Genomic DNA, 19860 nt, shown 5'->3' with positions numbered 1-19860 from the left:
TGCGAACGGCCTAGAAAGCCTTTCCCCCGGCACAGGGGAAATCCCCCGGTTCGACCCGAAAGGCGGCACTGCTCCCCACGCCGCGCCCGTCATCCTGTGTCCCACGCACCACGCACGCCCCGGTGTCACCACCACCGAGGGGGAACCGATGACAGCTACCGACGCACCGCCCTTCGTCGGGCGCGATGCCGAGCTCGAGGCGCTGTGCGGGCTCGTCGCGGGCGGGCCGGAGCGAGTCGCGGTCGTGCGCGGCGAGCCGGGGATCGGCAAGACCGAGCTGCTGGAGCGCGTGGCCGCCCGCGCCGCGGTCCGGACGGTGCGGGTCGCCGGCAGCGAGGAGGAGTCGCACCTCCCGTTCGCGACCCTGGCCGACCTCGTGCACCCCGTGGCGGACCGGTTGCCCGCGCTCCCCGAGGTGCAGCGTGAGGCGCTCGAGGTGAGCGTCGCCCGCCGCGCCGGACGTCCGTCGGGTCCCCTGGCGGTGTGCGCGGCGGTCCTCGGCCTCCTCGAGGCCGTCGGCGAGCACGAGGGGCTGCTCGTCGTCGTCGACGACCTGCAGTGGGTCGACCCGCCGTCGACGGAGGTCCTCCTGTTCGTGGCGCGGCGGCTGCAGTCGCCGCGGGTCTCCCTGGTGTTCGCCACGCGCGACGAGCGCCGCGTGGTGCCGGGCGCGGTGGTCGTCGACGTCGGACGCCTGTCGGGCACGGAGAGCCGCGAGCTCCTGCGCCGACTGACCGGGGAGCTGGCGCCGGTCGCGGTGGACCGGCTCGTCGTCGGCCTCGCGGGCCATCCGCTCGCGCTGGTGGAGAACGCCCGTCACCTCGGCCCGGCGGTCCCCCCGCGCGCCGGACCGGCCCTCGAAGCGCTCTGGACGGGCGCGCTCGAGGCGTTGCCGGAGTCGTCGAGGACCGCGGTCACGGTGCTGGCCGCCGCCGGCTCGGCGGGTGCCGACGAGGTCGACCTCGTCCTCGCCGACCTCGGCCTCGCCGCCCACGACCTCCAGCCCGGCGAGGAGGCCGGCCTGCTCCGGACGCACGAGGGACGCCCGGACCTGCGCCACCCGCTGCTCCGTCCGGTCCTCCTCGCCGCGGACCCGCCCCTCACGCGTCGCGTCCACGAGGCCCTCGCCGCACGCACCACCGGCATCCGGCGCGCCTGGCACGAGGCGGCGCGCATCGAGGGCACCGACGACGTCGTCGGAGAGCGGCTCGCGGCGGCGGCGCGGTCGGCGGCGGAGCGCGGCGGGCACGGCAGTGCGGCCGAGGCGTGGGCACGCTCCGCGCAGCTGAGCACCGACCGCTGGGACCGCGCCGACCGGCTGCTCGCGGCCGCCCGGGAGTTCCTGCTCGCCGGGTCGCTCGACCTCGCCGCCGGCCACGCGGAGGCGGCCCTCGCCCTGGACGACGACGACGCCTTCGCCGCGCGTGCCGAGATCGTGCGGAGCAGGGCGACCACCTGGCTCGGCGACCCCGGGCGGGCCGTCGACGACCTCGTCCGCGCCGCCGAGCGCGTGGCGTCCGAGGACCCCGCCGCAGCCGCCGCTATCTACACCGAGGCCACGGCGCCCGCCGCCATGGCGGGGCGCGTCCGCGACGTGCTCGCCCTCGTCCGCACCGCGGCGTCGCTCACGCCGACCGGGACACCGGTCCGGCGGGCGCCCGAGGCGCACGCCCTGGTCCTGGGCGGGGACCCGTCGGCGGCCCTGCCGATCCTCGACGGCCTCGGCCACCTCGGCGCGACACCCTGGGACCTCCAGGACGAGGCCCTGCGCGCCCAGACCGAGGTCTACGTCGAGCGCTACGCCGACGCGCACCGGCGGATCGACACGCTGCTCGCCGCCGCACGGCGCCACGGCGTGGGCGCGATGCTCGCGTTCGCCCACGCGGTCCGCGCGGACGTCGAGCTCTGGCGCGGCCGCTGGCCCGCCGCGCGCGCCGACGCCGTCGAGGGCCTGCAGTGGGCCGAGGAGCGCGGGGAGCGCGGGACCGCGGCGGTCGCGCTGCTGATCCTCGCCCGGCTCGACGCGATGGTCGGCGACGTCGACCGCAGTCGCGAACGCACCCGACGGGTCCTCGCCGAGATCGGCTCGCACGGCGTCGACTGCCTGCTGACCTACGTCCCTGCGGTCGAGGGCCTCGCCGCGCTGGCCGTCGGGGAGGCCGAGGACGCCGTCGGGCACCTCGAGCGCGCCCATCGGCGCGCGACGGCCGACGGCCTCGGCGCGAGCAACGTCGTGCCCTACGGACCGGACCTCGTGGAGGCGCTGGTCCGCAGCGGTGCGCCGGAGCGCGCCCGGGAGGTGCTCGCGTGGTGGGAGGACAAGGCCGGGACCGGCCTCGCCTTCCCCGCCGCCACCGCCGCGCGCTGCCGCGGGATCCTGGCCACCTGCGACGACGACGCGGCGGACGCCTTCGCGTGTGCCCACGAGGCGCACGCCCGGAGCGACCAGCCGTTCGAACGGGCCCGCACCCTGCTCGCCGAGGCCGAGTCGCTGCGACGGTTGCGGCGGCCCGCCGTGGCCCGCGCCGCCGCCCGCGACGCGTACGCGCTGTTCGTGGGCCTCGGTGCCCGACCCTGGATCGCCCGCGCCGAGGCCGAGCTCGCGGCCGCCGGAGCTCCCCCGCCGCGGCGGGCGGGTCGCGAGACGGTCTGGTCGGCCCTGACGCCCCAGGAGTTCCAGGTCGCGCGGGTCGTCGCCGAGGGGCGGACGAACGACGAGGCCGCGGCAGCCCTGTTCGTCTCCCGCAAGACCGTCGAGAACCACCTCACCCGCGTCTACCGCAAGCTCGGGATGCGGTCGAGGAGCGATCTCGTGAGGTTGTTCCCCGGCGCCGGAATCGATCCCGGTCCTGGGTTAGCGTGAGGACGCCCCGCGGCGTGGCGGGCAGTCCGTCCCGACCGTTCTCTTGACGACCCCGGGGGGTCCGCCGTGACGCTCGAGCTCGACGATCTGCGCGTCCGCAGCCTCGGTGACTGCCGCTACGACTCGCCGTTCGCGGAGATGCTGGCCACCAAGCGCACGTCGCCGCACTACGTCCACGAGGACGACCGCGTGCTCGTGGACGACACCGTCTCCGTGCTCCTGGAGCGCGGGGTGCCCATCGACCAGCTGCCCAGCCTCGAGGCGGCCGGGCCGCGCCGGAAGGTCTACTTCGACCCGGACGCCACGAACGTCGGCATCGTGACCTGCGGCGGCCTGTGCCCCGGGCTCAACGACGTGATCCGCGGGATCGTCCAGGAGCTCACCGAGCACTACCGCGTCGCGCACATCTACGGCTTCCGCAACGGCTACGCGGGCCTGACGCGGAAGCACCGCGAGCGCGTCGTCGAGCTCGACCTGCACGCCGTCCGGGACATCAACAACGACGGCGGGACGATCCTGGGCAGCTCGCGCGGCGAGCAGGACCCCGGCGAGATGGTCGACACCCTCGTCGAGCTCGGGATCGACGTCCTGTTCGTCATCGGCGGCGACGGCAGCATGCGCGGCGCGATGAAGCTGATGAGCGTCATCGACGAGCGCGGCCTCGACATCGCGGTGATCGGCATCCCCAAGACCATCGACAACGACCTGCCCTACACCGACCAGAGCTTCGGGTTCCAGACGGCGTTCGCGCAGGCCACCGAGTTCATCGCGTCGGTGTTCGTCGAGTCGCAGGCCGCCGAGAACGGCGTCGGCATCGTCAAGCTCATGGGCCGGCACTCCGGCTTCATCGCCTGCTACGCGGCGCTGTCCAACAACGACGCCGATTTCGTGCTCATCCCCGAGGTGCCCTTCGTGCTCGACGGGCCGGACGGGGTGCTGCGCCGCGTCGAGGACCACGTCCGCCGTCACGGCCAGGTCGTCCTCGTGGTCGCGGAGGGCGCCGGGCAGGAGCTGCTCGAGCAGGACGGTCGGACGACGGACGCGTCGGGCAACGCCAAGCTCGGCGACATCGGGCTCTACCTCAAGGAGAAGATCACCGAGCACCTGACCGCGGTCGACCTCCCGCCGACGGTGCGCTACCTCGACCCGAGCTACGCGATCCGCAGCGTCGCCGCGAACGCCTACGACAGCGTCTACTGCGTCCGCCTCGCCCACGCCGCCGTGCACGCCGGGATGGCCGGCCGCACCGAGACCGTCGTGGTCCGCTGGCGCCGCCGGTTCGTGCACATCCCGATGGCGCTGATCACCGGGCACCGCAACCAGGTCGACCCGGACGGCGACCTGTGGATGTCGGTGATCGAGGCGACGGGCCAGCCCGCGACGTTCGGGGCCTGACCGTCACTCGGAGTCAGACTTTCGCCCGATCGCTGCGCTGAACGGGCGACCCAGCCGTTGCCACGGCGGGCCGGCGGTCGCATAGTGTCGTGATGGGTGTCACGGTCCGGCTCGCCGGTCCGTTGCGCGTGGAGCGGGGCTCGCCGCCCGAGGCGCTGCGCATCGGGAGCCCGAAGGAGCGGCGGCTGCTGGCGCTGCTCGCCGCGCGGCGTCCGGCGGTGCTCACCGGCGACCAGCTCGCCGAGGAGCTCTGGGACGGAAGCACCGGGCGGTCGCCGCGGCACCCCGCCGCCGGCGTGGCGACGCTCGTCAGCAGGCTCCGCAGCCGCCTGGACCCCGACATCCTGCTGGGTGACCGGTGCGGCTACCGCCTCGGCGCGGCCCCGGGCGTCACCGTCGACCTCGACGAGGCGGCGCGCCTGCTCGACGAGGCCGACCGGCGGCTCGCCGACGGGGCCGCCGGGCTCGCCGCGAGCACCGCTGCCCGGGCCCTCGAGCTGCTGGGCACCGGGGAGCCCCTGCCCGAGGAGGTGGACGAGCCCTGGGTCGTGGCGGCCCGCGCGGAGTGGCGCGAGCTGGTCCGGCGGGCCCGCCACACCGACGCCCGGGCCGCTCTGGGCACGGGCGACGCCGACCGGGCCCGGCGGGCCGGCGCCGACGCGGTGGGCGCCGACCGGTTCGACGAGACGGCCCACCGCCTGGTCATGCGGGCCCACCAGCTCGCCGGCGAGCCCTCGCGCGCCGTCGAGCACTACCATCGGCTGCGGATCGAGCTCGCCGACGAGCTGGGCCTCGAGCCCGCACCACGGACGCGCGCGGAGTACCTCGCGCTCCTGCGGGACCAGGAAGCCGGCCGGGACGGGCCCGCGCCCCGGGCGGGTCCGCCCTCCGCGCGCCACTGCGTGGGGCGCACCGACGAGATCGCCCGCCTAACCCGGCGCTGGGACGCCGCGGCCCGCGGGCGGTCCGGGCTCGTGCTGCTCGCCGGCGAGGCGGGGATCGGCAAGACGCGGCTCGCCACCGAGGTCACGGAGCTGGCCGCGGCCACCGGCGGGCGGGTGGCGTCCGCGCGCTGCCACGCCGCGGAGCGCTCGCTGTTCCTGCAGCCCGTGGTCGACGCGCTCGGCCCGGTGCTCGCGGCGCTCCCGGGGCCCTGGCCGGTGAACGGCCCCCGCGCGCAGGTGCTGGCGGCCCTGTTCCCGGACCTCGTGCCCGACGGGTCGTCGTCGCTCGAGCGCCCCGAGCCGCGCCGGGTGTTCGCCGCGCTCGCCGCTCTGCTCGTCGACGTCACCGCGACCGCGCCCCTGCTGCTCGTGGTCGACGACCTGCACAACGCCGGCCTGGCCACCGTGGAGCTGCTGCACTTCCTCGCCCTGCGTCCCGGGGGCGCCCGGTTCCTCGTGTGCGCGACGGTGCGCGCCGAGGAGGGAGCGACGGTGTTGGCGCACCTCGACGACGTCGCCGAGCGCCTCGACCTCGGCCCGCTGGACCCCACCGCGGTCGTCGCGCTCGCCGACCGGGTCGGGCGTCGCGACCTGGCCCCGACGATCCACCGGCGTACCCGCGGGCACCCGCTGTTCGTCGTCGAGACCCTGCGCGGGCTCGACTCCGGCGAGGTGGGCGTGCCCGAGACCCTCCAGGCCGCGGTGCTCGCGCGCGTCCGGCGTCTCGGGCCGGAGGTCGAGGAGCTGCTGCGGGCCGGGGCGGTCCTCGGCGCGTCCCTCGACCCCGAGGTGGCCGCGGGCCTGCTGGAGCTCCCGGTGCCGGAGATCGCCCGCCGGTGCGAGCGCGCCGCCCACGCACGCCTGCTGATCCCGACCGGGGCCGCGTACGAGTTCGCGAACGACCTGGTGCACGAGGTGCTCCACGCCAGCACGCCCGATCCCGTGCGCCGCCTGCACCACCGGCGCGCGGCCGACCTGCTGTCCGCGACACCGGAGGCGGTCGGGGCCCACGCCGCGGCGGCCGAGGACTGGCCGCGGGCGGCGCGCGCCCTGCTCCTCGCGGGCGAGGCCGCCGCGCGCCGGGGCGCGATGGGCGACGCCGAGTCGCTGCACGACCGGGCCCTCGCCGCGGCCGAGCGCGTCGCCGACCTCGAGATCGTCGGCCGGGTGCTCCTGGCGCGCGCCGGCGCCCGGGAGGGCCTCGAGCGTCCCGAGGAGGCGTGGACCGACCTGCGGAGCGCGGCGCGGGCGGCCCGGGAGGCCGGCGACCGGCGCCTCGAGATGGCGGTGCTGCGCCAGCTCGGCGGCGACGTGCCGATCGCGCTCGGCATCCCGCCCGCCGAGTGCGTCACGTACCTCCGCGGTGGCCTCCGGCGGGCCGCGACGCTCGGGGACCGCGTGGCCGAGGCCGACCTCCGCGGCCGCCTCGCGGTGCTGGCGGCCAACGATCTGCGGTTCGGCGAGGCCCTCGACCAGGGCCGGCGGGCGCTCGCCGTCGCCCGCGAGACCGGCGGGGACCGGGCGCTGCTCCTCGGACTCGACGGCCTCAAGACCGCCTACGCCTACGCGGGCATGGTCGACGAGCTCGCCGGGGTGGTCGACGAGCTCGAGCCGCTGGCCCGGCGCCTCCAGGACCGCGGGCTCCTGCAGTGGGCCGTGTTCGAGGGGTCGTTCCCGGCGGTCGCCGCCGGCCGGTGGGACGAGGCCCGGGCGCGCATCGCGGAGGCGGTCGCGGTGACGGAGCACTCGGGGTACGGCGGTCACGACGTCTGGTTCCACGCCCACCTCGGGTGGGTCGCGCGCTTGCAGGGTGACCTCGACGAGGCCCTGCATGTCGGGCGGCGGGCGGTGGCGCGCGGCGGGGAGGCCGGGCACCGGTGGTGGACGCCCACCGCCTGCTCCCTGCTCGCCGCGACGCTCCTGGAGCGCGGGAGCACCGAGGACGTCGCCGAGGCCCGGACCGTGGCCGGGCGCGGTCTGGCGCTCGCCGGGCGCGACGGCGCCGCGGCCTGCCGCGTCCGCTGTCTCGCCCCGCTCGCCGAGATCGCGGCCGCACACGGCGACGACACGCCCCTCGTCGAGGCGGACAGCCTGCTCGCGGGCGTCACGGCACCGCCGGCGGCGGCCTGGCTGCTCGGCGCCGACGCCTACGTCTCGGTCGCCCGGGCCTGGATCGCGCGGGACCGGCCCGCTCGCGCGCGCCGCACGCTCGCACCCCTGCTCGCCGCGGCGCGGGCGCACGGGTGGCGCCACCTGGCGGAGCGGGTGGACCGGATCGGGACCACGGCGCCGGCGCGGGTGTAGGCGCGGGCGGCAGGCGCAACGAGCGCGCAACGGTCCCGGTCATCGTGGCCGCGTCCCGGGGAGGAGCCCCGGGCGAGAGGGAGGGCCGAGCGATGGCCGTGGACATGGACAAGGCGATGGAGTTCATCGGCAAGGTGGTCGGCGACCTCGGCGCCACGATGGCGGCGGGCGGGATCGTCGTGGGCCACCGGCTCGGGCTCTACCGCGCGCTCGCCGAGGGGCCGGCGACGGCCGAGGAGCTCGCCGAACGGACCGGCACGACGCCCCGCTACATCAGCGAGTGGCTCGCCGGGCAGGCCGCGGGCGGCTACGTCCAGTACGAGCCGACGACCGGGACCTTCTCGATGACCGAGGAGCAGGCCTTCGCCCTGACCGACCCCGACGGGCCCGTCTACCTGCCCGGGGCGTTCGTCCTCGCCCTCGGGGCGCTGCGGGCCGAGCCGCGTGTCACCGAGATCTACCGCTCCGGCGCGGGCATGGGGTGGCACGAGCACGACGACGACGTGTTCGTCGGCTGCGAGACGTTCTTCCGTCCCGGCTACAACGCCCACCTCGTCGCGGAGTGGATCCCGGCCCTCGACGGCGTCGAGGCGAAGTTGCAGGCCGGAGCGCGCGTCGCCGACGTCGGCTGCGGCCACGGGTCGTCGACGGTGCTCATGGCGCAGGCCTACCCGACGTCGACGTTCATCGGCTCGGACTACCACGACGCGTCGATCCAGACCGCCCGCAAGCGCGCGGCCGACGCCGGGGTCGCCGACCGCGTCACGTTCGAGACCGCGCCGGCCCAGACGTTCTCGGGCTCCGGCTACGACCTCGTGACGTTCTTCGACTGCCTGCACGACATGGGCGACCCGCTCACCGCCGCGCGCCACGTGCGGGAGACCCTCGCCCCGGACGGCACCTGGCTGATGATCGAGCCGATCGCCGGTGACTCCCTCGCGGAGAACCTGAACCCGGTCAGCAGGGTCTACTACGGGTTCTCCTCCTTCATCTGCGTCGCCGCCGGCCGCTCCCAGCCGGGCGGCTACAGCCTGGGCGCCCAGGCCGGTCCGGCAGCGTTGCGCCAGGTGGCCACCGACGCGGGGTTCACGCGGTTCCGCATCGCCGCGCAGACCCCGTTCAACCACGTCTACGAGATCCGTCCGTAGGCACGGGCCGAGGGGGACGACGTGCGCGCGAGGGAACCGGACGACGCCGGCGCGGTGGTCCGTGACGGCGTGACCATCGGCTACGAGGTGTTCGACGGTCCCGAGGAGGCGCCCACGGTGCTCCTGCTGACGTCGTGGGCGATCGTCCACATGCGGCAGTGGAAGCTCCAGGCGCCGTTCCTGGCGCGGCACTTCCGGGTGGTCACCGCCGACGGCCGGGGCAACGGGACGTCCGACCGCCCGCGCGGTGCCGCCGCCCACCTCGACCGCGAGCACATCGCGGACGCCGTGGCGGTCCTCGACGCCACCGGGACCGAGCGGGCCGTGGCGGTGGGGGTCTCGATGGGCGCGCGCCACGCGCTCCAGCTCGCGGCGTGGCATCCCGGGCGGGTCACCGGTGTCGTCGCGATCGGCGCGGCGCTGCCGTGGCCGCTGCCGCCGGGGTTCGACGAGGTCCGCGACACCCACGAGGGGTGGGAGAAGGCCAACGCGCACTACTGGCGGGCCGACTTCCGGGGCTGGGTCGAGTTCTTCATGTCCCGGGTCGTGACCGACCCGCATTCGACGAAGCAGGTCGAGGACCTCGTCGGGTGGGGCCTCGAGACCGACGCGGAGACCCTGATCGACACGGTGCCGGGGATCGCCGAGCCGACCGAGGCCGACGCCGAGGCGATCTGCCGCGCCGTGCGCTGCCCGGTGCTCGTCGTGCACGGTGACGCGGACGCCGTCACGCCGTACTCCGGCGGTGTGGCCGTCGCCGCGTGGACGGGCGGGTCGCTCGTCTCGATCCCCGGCGGCGGCCACGCCCCGACCGTGCGGGACCCGGTGCGGGTCAACCTGCTGATCCGCGACTTCGTCCGGTCGCTCGCCGGGGCCCGTCCCGGGCGGGTCAGCTGGGTCCCGGCTCGCGCGCGGGAGCGCCGGGTGCTGCTCGTCAGCTCGCCGATCGGCCTCGGGCACGCGCGGCGGGACGTCGCCATCGCGGAGGCCCTGCGGGAGCGGTGCCCGGACGTCGCGGTCGACTGGCTCGCCCAGCACCCCGTCACCACCGTGCTGGGCCCCCGCGACCGGCTCCACCCCGCGAGCGCCGACCTCGCCACGGAGAGCGCCCACATCGAGGCGGAGGCCGGGGAGCACGACCTGCACGCGTTCCGGGCGATCCGGCGGATGGACGAGATCCTGCTGGCGAACTTCCACGTCTTCCACGACGTCGTCGACGCCGAGCACTACGACCTCGTCATCGCCGACGAGGGCTGGGAGATCGACCACTTCCTGCACGAGAACCCCGAGCTCAAGCGGTCGCCCTACGCCTGGCTGACCGACGTCGTCGGCTGGCTCCCGGTGCCCGACGGCGGTGTCGAGGAGGCGGCGCTGACCGCCGACTACAACGCCGAGATGGTCGAGCACGTCGCCCGCTACCCGCGGCTGCGCGACCGGTCGGTGTTCGTCGGCGAGCCCGAGGACCTGGTGACCCGTCCCCTCGGACCCGGCCTGCCGACGGTCCGCGACTGGACGAGCGAGCACTTCGCGTTCGCCGGGTGGGTGTCGACGGGCGGTCCGCCGCGGGACCGCGAGCGGCTGCGGGCCGAGCTCGGGTGGCGGGACGACGAGCCGGTCTGCGTGGTGACCGTCGGCGGCTCGGGCGTCGGCACCGCCCTGCTGCGCCGCGTCGCCGCGGCGTTCCCGTGCGCCCGGGAGCGGGTGCCGGGGCTGCGGATGGTGCTCGTGACCGGGCCCCGCATCGACCCGGCGAGGGTGCCCGTGCCCGACGGCGTCGAGGTGCGCGGCCACGTCCCCGACCTCGAACGCGAGCTCGCGGCCTGCGACGTCGCCGTCGTCCAGGGCGGGCTCACCACGACGATGGAGCTCGCCGAGGCGGGCCGCCCGTTCCTGTACTTCCCGCTGGCCCACCACTTCGAGCAGCAGATCCACGTGCCGCACCGGCTCGACCGGCTCGGCGCGGGGACGCGGATGGACTACGCCACCGCGACCCCGGAGTCGATCGCCGCGGCGATCGCGCAGGCGCTCGCGACGCCCGTCCGGTCCGCGCCCTTCGCGCGCGACGGCGCCGCGCGGGCGGCGGCGCTGCTCGCGTCCGTGCTCGGGACTAGTTGACCTTCACCAGGTCCACGACGAAGACGAGGTGGGCGTTCGCCGGGATCACCGGCGGCACCCCGCGGGCGCCGTAGCCCTGGTGCGGCGGGACGACGAGCACGCGCCGGCCGCCCTCGCGCATCCCGGAGATGCCGAGCTTGAAGCCGTCGATCACCCCGTTCAGCGGGAACTCGACCGGAGTACCGCCGCGGCCCCACGAGGAGTCGAACTCGCCGGAGTCCGAGACGCGGATGCCCTGGTACTGGACCTGCACGGTGTCGCGCGGTCCGGCCTCGGCCCCGCCACCGATGACGAGATCGGTGATGTCGAGGTCGTTCGGCAGGGTGTCGGGGGTGACCGCCGCGCCCGGGGCGCGGGTCAGGTCGTCGGTGTTGTCCACGGTGACCGCCATGGTGGCGACCCTACGGGCGATCGGCCGACGCCTCCGCAGGGGCGGCCGCCGAGGCCAGCTCCTCGTCCTCGCGCGGGTCGTGGTTGCGGCCGAGGGCGAGGCCGACGACCGACAGCAGGCACGCGAACGCGACGTAGCCCGCGGCGGCCGCCCAGCCGAGGTCCGCCTGCAGGGAGGTGAGCAGCAGCGGGGCGACCGCGCCGCCGAGGACGCCGGCGACGGTGTAGCCCAGCGAGGAGCCGGAGGAGCGCAGGCGCGGGGAGAACTGCTCGGTGATGAACGCCGCCTGCGGCCCGTACGCCGCCGCGTGCAGGACGAGACCGCCGACGACGCCGAGCACCAGCAGGCCGAACGACCCCGACGCGACCGCCGGGAAGAGCACGAACACCCACACCCCGGCACCGATGACGGCGACCGCCGACACCAGGCGCCGGTTGATCCGGTCGGACAGGGCGCCGAACGCCGGCACGAGGCCGAGCTGGAGCGCCGAGCCCATGAGCACCGCGGAGAGCACCTGCGCGCGCTCGAAGCCGGCGGTACGGGTCGCGTAGGTCAGCACGTAGACGGTGAGCAGCGAGTACGACACGTCGGGCCCGAGGCGCGAGAGGATCGCCGCGACCAGCCCGCGCGACTGGGTCCTGATGACCTCGCGGATCGGGGCCGACGACGTCTCCCCCGACGCCTGCAGCGCGCGGAACACCGGGGTGTCCTCGAGCGTGAGCCGGATCCAGAGCCCGAACGCGACGAGCAGCGCCGAGAGCAGGAACGCGACCCGCCAGCCCCAGTCGAGGAGCTGGTCGCCGGTGAGCGTCGCGGCGAGGACCGCGAACACGCCGTTGGCCAGCAGGTTGCCCGCGGGCGGGCCGATCTGGGCGGCCGACGACCAGAACCCGCGCCGGCGGGGATCGCCGAACTCCCCGGAGAGCAGGACCGCGCTCCCCCACTCGCCGCCGACCCCGACGCCCTGCGCGAAGCGGAGCAGCACGAGCACGATCGGCGCGGTGACACCGATCGTCTCGTAGGTCGGCAGCAGACCGATGAGGACCGTCGCGATCCCGATCAGCAGCAGCGTGGTGACCAGGACCCGCTTGCGCCCGAGCGTGTCGCCGAGGCGCCCGAAGACGAAGCCGCCGACCGGTCGCGAGATGTAGCCGACGGCGAAGGTCGTGAAGGCCAGCAGCGTCCCGGTCAGCGGGTCCGAACCGGGGAAGAACAGCTGCGGGAAGACGAGCGCCGAGGCGGTGCCGTAGACGGCGAAGTCGTAGTACTCCAGCGACGTCCCCGACAAGGACGCGACGAACGCCTTACCCCTGCTGGCCATGTGAGTGATGTTCCCGGCTATAGCCGGGAATATCACTCACGGGGCGGAAGACCGAGCACGGAGCGGGCCTTGGCGCCGACCGTCTCCTTCACGCCGTTGGCGATGATCGAGAGGGCGTCGCCGTCGGCGAGCTGGGAACGGGCGGTGTTGAGGGCCTGCTGGATGGTCACGTGCGGCGGCACCAGCGGGATGTTCTTGTCGACCTTCGCGTCGACGACGAACGGCCGATCCGACGCGAGCGCGCGGTCCCACACCGGGCCGATGTGCTCGCGGGCCCGCAGCTCCATCCCGTCGAGCCCGAGCAGCATCGCCCACTGCGCGTACGGCACGTCCGGGATGGCCTGCGACTGCGGGTCGGGCGCCTCACCCAGCATCCCGCGGGTCTCCCAGGACACGTAGGACAGATCGTCGTTGGACAGCACGAGGACGACGAACCGCGGGTCGCTCCAGCTCTCCCAGTAGCGCTGCACGGTGATCAGCTCGTTGACCCCGTTCATCTGCATCGCGCCGTCGCCGATGAGGGCCACCACGGGACGGTCGGGGTGGGCGTTCTTCGCCGCGATCGCGTACGGCATGCCGCCGCCCATCGACAGCAACGTCCCCGACAGCGACCCGCACTGGCGCCCGTGCAGCGTGACGTCGCGGGCGTACCAGGACGTCGCGGTGCCGCAGTCGACGGCGAGCAGCGCGTCGTCGGGCAGGCGGTCGGAGAGCTCGCGGACGACGAGCTCCGGGTTGAGCGCGCTGGTGTGGGCGTGAGCCCGCTGGACCGAGTAGTCGTCCCAGGCCGCGGTCCAGCGTTCCACCTGGGCACGCCAGGAGTGGTCGGTGCGCTCGCGCAGGCGCCCGTGCAGCGCGGCGAGCGTCGCGGCGGCGTCGCCGGTGAGGTTGACCTCGGTGTCGTAGCGGATGCCGCAGCGGGAGCCGTCGACGTCGATCTGCACCGCGCGCGCATCGCCGGGCGCCGGGTAGTACTCGGTGTAGGGCATCGTCGAGCCGACGATCAGCAGCGTGTCGCACTCGCGCATCAGGTGGTACGACGCCGTCGTCCCCAGCAGCCCGATCGCACCGGTGTTCCAGGGTGAGCGCTCGTCGACGACGCCCTTGCCGAGCAGCGCCGTGGCCATCCCGGCGCCGAGCGCGTTCGCGACCTCGGTCAGCTCGGTGGAGGCACCGAGCGCCCCCGCGCCGGCGAGGATCGCGACCTTCTCCCCCGCGTTCAGCACCTCCGCCGCGGCGTCGAGCGCGGCCTCCGGCGGCGTCGTGATCGCGGAGCTGGGGACCGCCGAGGTGTGGTAGTAGCCGTGGGCGTCGGGCGGCTCGACGACCGCGTCCTGCTCGAGCACGTCGGAGGGCAGGATGATCGCCGCGACGGTGCGGTCGGCGAGCGCGGTGCGGCACGCGCGGTCGACGACGTGCCGGACCTGGCTCGGGTCCTTCACCTCGGCGAGGTAGCCCGCGACGTCGGAGAACAGGGCCCCGAGGTCGACCTCCTGGTAGTAGCCGCCGCCCTGCGCGGTCTGCGCGGTGTGCCCGAGCAGGGCGACCACTGGCTGGTGGTCGAGCTTCGCGTCGTAGAGCCCGTTCAGCGCGTGGATCGCGCCGGGCCCGCTGGTGACCGCACAGCAGCCGATCGGCGAGCCCCCGTACTTCACGTCGGCGCAGGCGGCGAACGCGGCGGTCTCCTCGTGCCGGACCTGGACGAACTCCGCGTCGGCCCGCTCGGGCAGCGCCGTGAAGATGCCGCCGATGCCGTCGCCGGGATAGCCGTAGAAGCGGTGGACGCCCCACTGCGCCAGACGGTCGAGCACGTGCTCTGCGACGTTCTTGGGTGCACTCACGCCCCGAGGCTCCCCGGTGCGGCACGGCGGCATGTGGGGGCGGCGCAGGCATCGACGTGTGACACGAGTCATGCGTAGCGTCATCGTGTCGACCCCCCACGACACCCCGATCGCAGAGGAGACGCACCGGTGAGCAGGTTGCGCTTCGGCACGTTCCTGGCCCCCTTCCACCCCGCGGGCATCAATCCCACGCTCGCGCTGCAGCGCGACCTGGAGCTGGTCGAGCACCTCGACCGGCTCGGCATCGACGAGGCGTGGATCGGCGAGCACCACTCGGCCGGCACCGAGATCATCGCCTCGCCGGAGATCTTCATCGCGGCGGCGGCGGAGCGCACCAAGAACATCAAGCTCGGCACCGGGGTGACCTCGGTCAGCTATCACAACCCGCTGTGGGTGGCCGACCGGATGGTGCTGCTCGACCACCTCACGCGCGGCCGCACGATGCTCGGCGTCGGGCCGGGCTCGCTGCCGTCGGACTCCGCGATGATCGGCCTGAACCCGACCGACACGCGCGAGCTGCTCGACGTCAACCTCGACATCATCATGCGGCTGCTCGCCGGCGAGAGCGTCACCGAGCAGACGAAGACCCACAACCTCGTCGACGCCCAGCTGCAGCTGCGGCCCTACACCGAGCCGCGCTTCGACATGGCCGTCGCCGCCGTGGCCTCGCCGACCGGACCGCGGCTCGCCGGCCGTCACGGCACCGGGCTGCTCTCGATCGGCGCGACGCTGACCCAGGACGGGTTCGACGCCCTGGCCCACCACTGGAGCGTGGTCGAGGAGCGCGCGGCGCACTTCGGGCAGCCGACCCCGGACCGCTCGGGCTGGCGTCTCGTCGGCCTCATGCACATCGCCGAGACCCGCGAGCAGGCCTACCGCGACGTGGAGTTCGGCATCGAGGAGTGGTTCCGCTACTTCCAGAAGACGGCGGCCTTCCCGCAGATGGCCGTCGAGGGCGGCGACGTCAAGGAGATGATCGACTTCGTCAACGAGGCCGGCATCGGGGCGATCGGGACGCCCGAGGACGGCCGCGCGCAGGTCCAGCGGCTCGCCGACCAGTCGGGCGGCTTCGGCTGCATGCTGCTCATGGGCCACGAGTGGGCCAACCCGCAGGCGACGAAGCGCTCCTGGGAGCTCGTCGCCGAGCAGGTGGTCCCCCACTTCCAGGGGTCCGGCCGCACCCACGCGGAGTCGACGCTGGCCGCGAAGTCCCGCGCCGCCGCGGCGCGCGAGGGCCACTCGGCCTCCCAGATGGCCGCCGTCGAGCACATGACCAACAAGTACGCCGACGAGGTGGCGTCGAAGGGCTGACGACCCGTGAGCGAAGTTCCCGGCCATAGCCGGGAACTTCGCTCACATGTCGAGAGGCGGCAGCGGGCGCAGCGGGCCGTCGAGCGGCTCGGGCGGGGTGCCGTCCGGGCCGAACGGCGTCCCACCGAGGTGCTCGCGGTGGTGCGGCTCGAGCCACACCGAGGGCTCGGGTCCCAGCGGCACGATCTGCGTCGGGTTGATCGACGTGTGCACCTGGTAGTAGTGCCGCTTGAAGTGGTCGAAGTCGACCGTGTCCCCGAAACCGGGGGTCTGGTACAGGTCGCGGGCGTACGGCCAGAGGTTCTCGAACTCGGAGAGCTTCTGCCGGTTGCACTTGAAGTGGCCGTGATACACGGCGTCGAAGCGCGCCAGCGTGGTGAACAGCCGGATGTCGGCCTCGGTGATGTGGTCGCCGACGAGGTAGCGCCGGTCGGCCAGGCGCTCGTCGAGCTCGGCGAGCCGGGCGAACAGCGCCGCGTACGCCTCCTCGTAGCGCGCCTGCTTCGTCGCGAAGCCCGCCTTGTAGACGCCGTTGTTGACGTCGTGGAAGACGCCCTCGTTGACCGCGTCGATCTCCTCGCGCAGCTCCTCCGGGTACAGCGTCGGCGCACCGGGGCGCTGGTACTTCGCCCACTCGATTCCGAGGTCGATCGTGATCTGCGGGTAGTCGTTGGTGACGAGCAGCCCGCTGGACTCCTCCACGATCGCCGGGACGGACACCCCGTTCTCGGTGCCGTTCTCCGGGTCGCGCGCGAGGTAGGCCTCCGAGAGGTACCGGTAGCCGAGCACCGGGTCGCGGCCGTCCTCGTCGAGGGAGAAGCGCCACGACCGGTCGTCCTGCAGCGGGTCGACGATCGCCAGCGAGATCGCGTCCTCGAGCCCCATCAGGCGCCGCACGATGACCGAGCGGTGCGCCCAGGGGCAGGCCAGGGACGCGACCAGGCGGTAGCGGCCGGGCTCGGCCTGCCACTCCTGCTCCGAGGACGGCGAGGCGACGATCCGGTCGGTGAACCGGGGTCCGCGCCGCTTGAAGGACCCGCTGGACTCGGCGTACGGGCTGTTGCCCACGGTGGTGCTCATCAGGCGTTGTATGCCCCGCCCGCCGCCTCCGGCAACCCGCGGCGAGGGGCACGTTCCGCAGGCCCCGGCGCCGGTCGATCATGCGCAAGGTGCCCCTCGTGAGAGGACGCGGGACGATCGGCGCGGCCAGTGCGAGGTCTCATGCTCGATCGTCCGAGGTCCGGCGACCGTGACCGACGGCGACGCCCCCGCTCGACGTCGTGGTGATCGACCCGCACCGGGGTCCGCCACCCGAGGAGCACACCCCGCATGTCCCGCACCGTCACCGCCAACATCACCCTCTCCCTCGACGGCTACGCCGCCGGACCGGGCGGGGACATGTCCTGGCTGATCGAGACCGCCCTGCACGAGCAGTGCGCGTCCGGCTTCGCCGGCTTCTACCGCGGCGTCGACACCGTCCTGCTGGGACGCACCAACTACGAGGGCTTCCACGGGTACTGGCCGTCGGTGGCCGACGACCCCGCCGCCGACCCGCGCAGCCGCGACATCTCCCGCTGGTTCGACGCCGTCGAGAAGGTGGTCGTCTCCCGCACGCTCACCACCGCGACCTGGTCGAACGCCCGGGTCGCGAGCGATCTCGAGGGCGAGGTCCGCGCGCTGCGCGAAGCGCCGGGCCGCGACATCGCGGTGCTCTCGAGCGTCAGCGTGATCCGGGCCCTGCTCGCCGCCGACCTGCTCGACGAGCTGCGCATCATCCGGGTGCCGGCGATCCTCGGGGCCGGTCTGCCGATGTTCGACGGCCCGCTCCCGGCGTCGACGTGGTCGACGGAGTCCGTGGCGACCGTCCCGACCGGCGCCGTCGTCACCCACCACCGCCGGCGGTGAGCCGGAAGCGGGGACCTGTCGATTCCCGGGACCGCTCCGCGACGTCATGATGAGGGCCCCCGCCGCGGGGCCCCGGAGTCGAGGAGACGACATGGGCCAGTACCTGATCCTGCTGTACGAGGACGAGGCCTCCTGGGCGGCGGTCGGTGAGCACGAGGCCGGCGAGATCCTGGCCGCCCACGGCCGCTTCGCCGCGGCGCACGGGGACGTGCTGCGCGGCGGCGGATGGCTCCACCCGACGGCGACCGCCACGACGGTGCGAGGCCCGGGCGGAGGTGGCAGTCAGGACCGCGACGGGTTCGCCGCGGGCGAGGACGCCCTGGTCACCGACGGACCCTTCGTCGAGACCAAGGAGGCGCTCGGCGGCTTCTACCTCGTCGAGGTCCCCGACCTCGACACCGCGCTGGCGCTGGCCCGGGAGGTGCCGGCGCCGTTCGGGGGCGTCGAGGTGCGACCGCTGCGGGACATGTGAGATCGCGATGAGCGTCGACCCCGCCGGGGCCGTCGCCGACGCGCACCGTCGCGAGTGGGCCTCCGTGCTCGCCGCGACGGTGCGCGTCACGCGCGACCTCGACCTCGCCGAGGAGTGCGTGCAGGAGGCCTACGCCCAGGCGCTGGTCGCGTGGGGCGACGGTGTCCCGGCGCGACCGGGTGCGTGGCTGACCACCGCGGCCCGGCGTCGCGCGCTCGACCTCCACCGCCGGGCGGCCGTGGCCGAGCGGGCGCTGCCGCTTCTGGTGGTCGACGAGGCGGCCCCGGAACCCCTCGGAGCGCCGCCCGACGACCTGCTCGCGCTGCTGTTCACGTGCTGCCATCCCGCGCTGACCCCGGAGGCACGGGTCGCGCTGACCCTGCGCCTGCTCGGCGGGCTCTCGACGCCCGAGATCGCGCGCGGGTTCCTCGTCACCGAGCCGACGATGGCCGCCCGGCTCACCCGGGCGAAGAAGAAGATCGCGGCGGCCGGGGTGCCGTTCCGCGTCCCGGGCGTGGACGAGATGCCGCGCCGTCTCGGCGGGGTGCTCAGCGTGGTGCACCTCGTGCTCACCACCGGCCACACGGCGCCGACCGGGGCGACGCTCGTCCGCGACGACCTGCTCGACCGGGCCCACGACCTGGCGCGCCTGCTGCGCTCGCGGTTCCCCGACGACCCCGCCGTCGCCGGGCTGCTCGCGCTCGTCCTGCTCACCGACGCACGTCGCGGGACGCGCACGGGCCCCGACGGCGAGCTCGTCCTGCTCGCCGACCAGGACCGGTCCCGCTGGGACGCCGCGATGATCGCCGAGGGCCGGTCCCTGGTCCTCGAGGCGTTGCCGGCGCGGCCCGTGAGCCGCTACGCCGTGCTCGCCGCCATCGCCGCCGTCCACGCCGACGCGCGGGAGGCTGACGACACCGACTGGGTCGAGATCGTCGGGCTCTACGACGTGCTCGCCGCGCGCTGGCCGTCGCCCGTCGTGGCGCTCAACCGGGCGGTCGCCCTGGGGTTCGCCGACGGCCCCGATGCCGGCCTCGCCGCGCTGGACGCCCTCGCCGACGAGCCCCGGCTCGCCGGGTACGGCTACCTCGCCGCGGCCCGCGGGGAGCTGCTGCGCCGGGCCGGGCGGTCCGACGAGGCCCGGGTCGCGCTCGGGGAGGCGGCGATGCTCACGGCGAACGACGTGGAGCGCGACCTGCTCGCCCGGCGGCTCGAGGCCCTCACCTGAACCCCTCACCTGAACCGTCCCGACCTGAGCCATCCGCTGCCGGACCCGCGGTCCGGGTGCGACGATCGGGAGGTGACCAAGGCCGTCCAGGACCTCATGGTCGCGGTCGAGCGGGCCCGCGACGCCTTCGCCACCGCCGTCTTCGGCGACGGCGACCTCGAGGCCGCGATGGCACGGGTCGCCCCGGACGTGGCGTTCTCGACGCTGCCGGCGGGCACCGGCGCGCGCGGCGCGGACGCCCTGCGCCGCCACCTCGCCGACGACGTCCTCCCCCACCGCCCCGCCGACCTCACCACCACCCGCGTCTCCCGCACCGGCGACCGGTTCCGGGTGGTCGACGAGGCACGCGTCGCCTTCACCCACGACCGCGAGCTGCCGTGGCTGCTGCCCGGCGTCGCCCCCACCGGCCGGCACGTCGAGGTCCTCGCGATCTCGGTGGTCGCCGTGCGCAAGGAGCGGATCACCGAGTACCGGACGCTGTGGGACCACCACGGTCTCCTCACCGGTCTGGGGCTCCTCCCGGAGGTCGCCGGCGCGGGGTGACCCTCGGGGTGTCGGCGCGGCCGATCGGGGGCACAATCTGTCGGCGTCCCCACCGTCGCGGACCCACCAGGAGGGAACG

14 protein-coding genes are annotated in these 19860 nt (G+C 74.9%); 10 read left to right on the top strand and 4 right to left on the bottom strand.

Annotation, left to right across the window (positions count from 1 at the left end; translation table 11 throughout):
• Positions 1-148 precede the first annotated feature (148 nt).
• The 5 genes from PH191_RS23435 (at position 149) to PH191_RS23415 (ending at position 10769) form a co-directional block, all read left to right on the top strand.
• Positions 149-2863 (top strand): LuxR family transcriptional regulator, encoded by a 2715-nt coding sequence (locus PH191_RS23435; RefSeq protein WP_274197048.1) that lies wholly within the window; start codon positions 149-151, stop codon positions 2861-2863.
• Between the two features lie 66 nt (positions 2864-2929).
• Positions 2930-4258, top strand: a complete 1329-nt coding sequence (locus tag PH191_RS23430) for an ATP-dependent 6-phosphofructokinase (RefSeq protein ID WP_274197047.1) — start codon at positions 2930-2932, stop codon at positions 4256-4258.
• A 92-nt stretch (positions 4259-4350) separates the two neighbouring features.
• Positions 4351-7506 carry an ATP-binding protein gene (locus PH191_RS23425; RefSeq protein WP_274197046.1) on the top strand — a complete coding sequence of 1052 codons (3156 nt, stop codon included), beginning with the start codon at positions 4351-4353 and terminating at the stop codon, positions 7504-7506.
• A 92-nt stretch (positions 7507-7598) separates the two neighbouring features.
• Positions 7599-8654 (top strand): methyltransferase domain-containing protein, encoded by a 1056-nt coding sequence (locus PH191_RS23420; protein ID WP_274197045.1) that lies wholly within the window; start codon positions 7599-7601, stop codon positions 8652-8654.
• 21 nt (positions 8655-8675) lie between these two features.
• Entirely contained in the window at positions 8676-10769 is a 2094-nt protein-coding gene (locus tag PH191_RS23415) for an alpha/beta hydrolase (RefSeq protein WP_274197044.1), read from the top strand.
• Here PH191_RS23415 and PH191_RS23410 read toward each other — a convergent pair.
• The 3 genes from PH191_RS23410 to PH191_RS23400 are packed head-to-tail and all read right to left on the bottom strand — an operon-like array spanning position 10762 to position 14355.
• Positions 10762-11160: an FKBP-type peptidyl-prolyl cis-trans isomerase gene (locus PH191_RS23410; RefSeq protein ID WP_274192091.1), complete on the bottom strand. Its 399-nt coding sequence runs from the start codon at positions 11158-11160 to the stop codon at positions 10762-10764. The genes PH191_RS23415 and PH191_RS23410 overlap by 8 nt on opposite strands.
• A 10-nt stretch (positions 11161-11170) precedes the next feature.
• Positions 11171-12481: an MFS transporter gene (locus PH191_RS23405; RefSeq protein WP_274197043.1), complete on the bottom strand. Its 1311-nt coding sequence runs from the start codon at positions 12479-12481 to the stop codon at positions 11171-11173.
• A gap of 32 nt (positions 12482-12513) precedes the next feature.
• Positions 12514-14355 (bottom strand): thiamine pyrophosphate-requiring protein, encoded by a 1842-nt coding sequence (locus PH191_RS23400; RefSeq protein ID WP_420791843.1) that lies wholly within the window; start codon positions 14353-14355, stop codon positions 12514-12516.
• 96 nt (positions 14356-14451) lie between these two features.
• Between PH191_RS23400 and PH191_RS23395 the strand changes: the two genes are divergently transcribed.
• The gene (locus PH191_RS23395) at positions 14452-15633 is read left to right on the top strand and encodes an LLM class flavin-dependent oxidoreductase (protein ID WP_274197041.1); all 1182 of its coding nucleotides are present in this window, start codon (positions 14452-14454) and stop codon (positions 15631-15633) included.
• Between the two features lie 42 nt (positions 15634-15675).
• On the opposite strand, the gene PH191_RS23390 is transcribed toward PH191_RS23395, so the two are convergent.
• Positions 15676-16713, bottom strand: coding sequence for a glutathione S-transferase family protein (locus PH191_RS23390; protein ID WP_274197040.1), 1038 nt, complete (start codon positions 16711-16713; stop codon positions 15676-15678).
• Positions 16714-16962: 249 nt separating this feature from the next.
• Here PH191_RS23390 and PH191_RS23385 point away from each other — a divergent pair, with 249 nt between their 5' ends.
• From PH191_RS23385 to PH191_RS23370, 4 genes are all read left to right on the top strand, one after another.
• The gene (locus PH191_RS23385; RefSeq protein ID WP_274197039.1) at positions 16963-17538 is read left to right on the top strand and encodes a dihydrofolate reductase family protein; all 576 of its coding nucleotides are present in this window, start codon (positions 16963-16965) and stop codon (positions 17536-17538) included.
• A 91-nt stretch (positions 17539-17629) separates the two neighbouring features.
• Complete coding sequence (locus tag PH191_RS23380) at positions 17630-18010, top strand: YciI family protein (RefSeq protein WP_274197038.1); 381 nt, start codon at positions 17630-17632, stop codon at positions 18008-18010.
• Between the two features lie 7 nt (positions 18011-18017).
• Positions 18018-19238 (top strand): RNA polymerase sigma factor, encoded by a 1221-nt coding sequence (locus PH191_RS23375; RefSeq protein WP_274197037.1) that lies wholly within the window; start codon positions 18018-18020, stop codon positions 19236-19238.
• A 72-nt stretch (positions 19239-19310) separates the two neighbouring features.
• Entirely contained in the window at positions 19311-19781 is a 471-nt protein-coding gene (locus PH191_RS23370; protein WP_274197036.1) for an ester cyclase, read from the top strand.
• The last annotated feature ends 79 nt before the right edge of the window (positions 19782-19860 follow it).

The organism is Actinomycetospora callitridis, from assembly GCF_028737265.1.
GTDB classification, from domain to species: domain Bacteria; phylum Actinomycetota; class Actinomycetes; order Mycobacteriales; family Pseudonocardiaceae; genus Actinomycetospora; species Actinomycetospora callitridis.
The sequence above is the reverse complement of the archived record's forward strand: the minus strand, read 5'-3'. Positions and strand labels throughout refer to the sequence as shown.

Bases quoted from the DNA above. Each gene is read 5' to 3' on its own strand.
- PH191_RS23375 (WP_274197037.1), top strand. From the start codon at position 18,018: ATGAGCGTCGACCCCGCCGGGGCCGTCGCCGACGCGCACCGTCGCGAG.
- PH191_RS23380 (WP_274197038.1), top strand. From the start codon at position 17,630: ATGGGCCAGTACCTGATCCTGCTGTACGAGGACGAGGCCTCCTGGGCG.
- PH191_RS23390 (WP_274197040.1), bottom strand. From the start codon at position 16,713: ATGAGCACCACCGTGGGCAACAGCCCGTACGCCGAGTCCAGCGGGTCC.
- PH191_RS23425 (WP_274197046.1), top strand. From the start codon at position 4,351: ATGGGTGTCACGGTCCGGCTCGCCGGTCCGTTGCGCGTGGAGCGGGGC.
- PH191_RS23420 (WP_274197045.1), top strand. From the start codon at position 7,599: ATGGCCGTGGACATGGACAAGGCGATGGAGTTCATCGGCAAGGTGGTC.
- PH191_RS23405 (WP_274197043.1), bottom strand. From the start codon at position 12,481: ATGGCCAGCAGGGGTAAGGCGTTCGTCGCGTCCTTGTCGGGGACGTCG.
- PH191_RS23400 (WP_420791843.1), bottom strand. From the start codon at position 14,355: ATGCCGCCGTGCCGCACCGGGGAGCCTCGGGGCGTGAGTGCACCCAAG.
- PH191_RS23435 (WP_274197048.1), top strand. From the start codon at position 149: ATGACAGCTACCGACGCACCGCCCTTCGTCGGGCGCGATGCCGAGCTC.
- PH191_RS23410 (WP_274192091.1), bottom strand. From the start codon at position 11,160: ATGGCGGTCACCGTGGACAACACCGACGACCTGACCCGCGCCCCGGGC.
- PH191_RS23385 (WP_274197039.1), top strand. From the start codon at position 16,963: ATGTCCCGCACCGTCACCGCCAACATCACCCTCTCCCTCGACGGCTAC.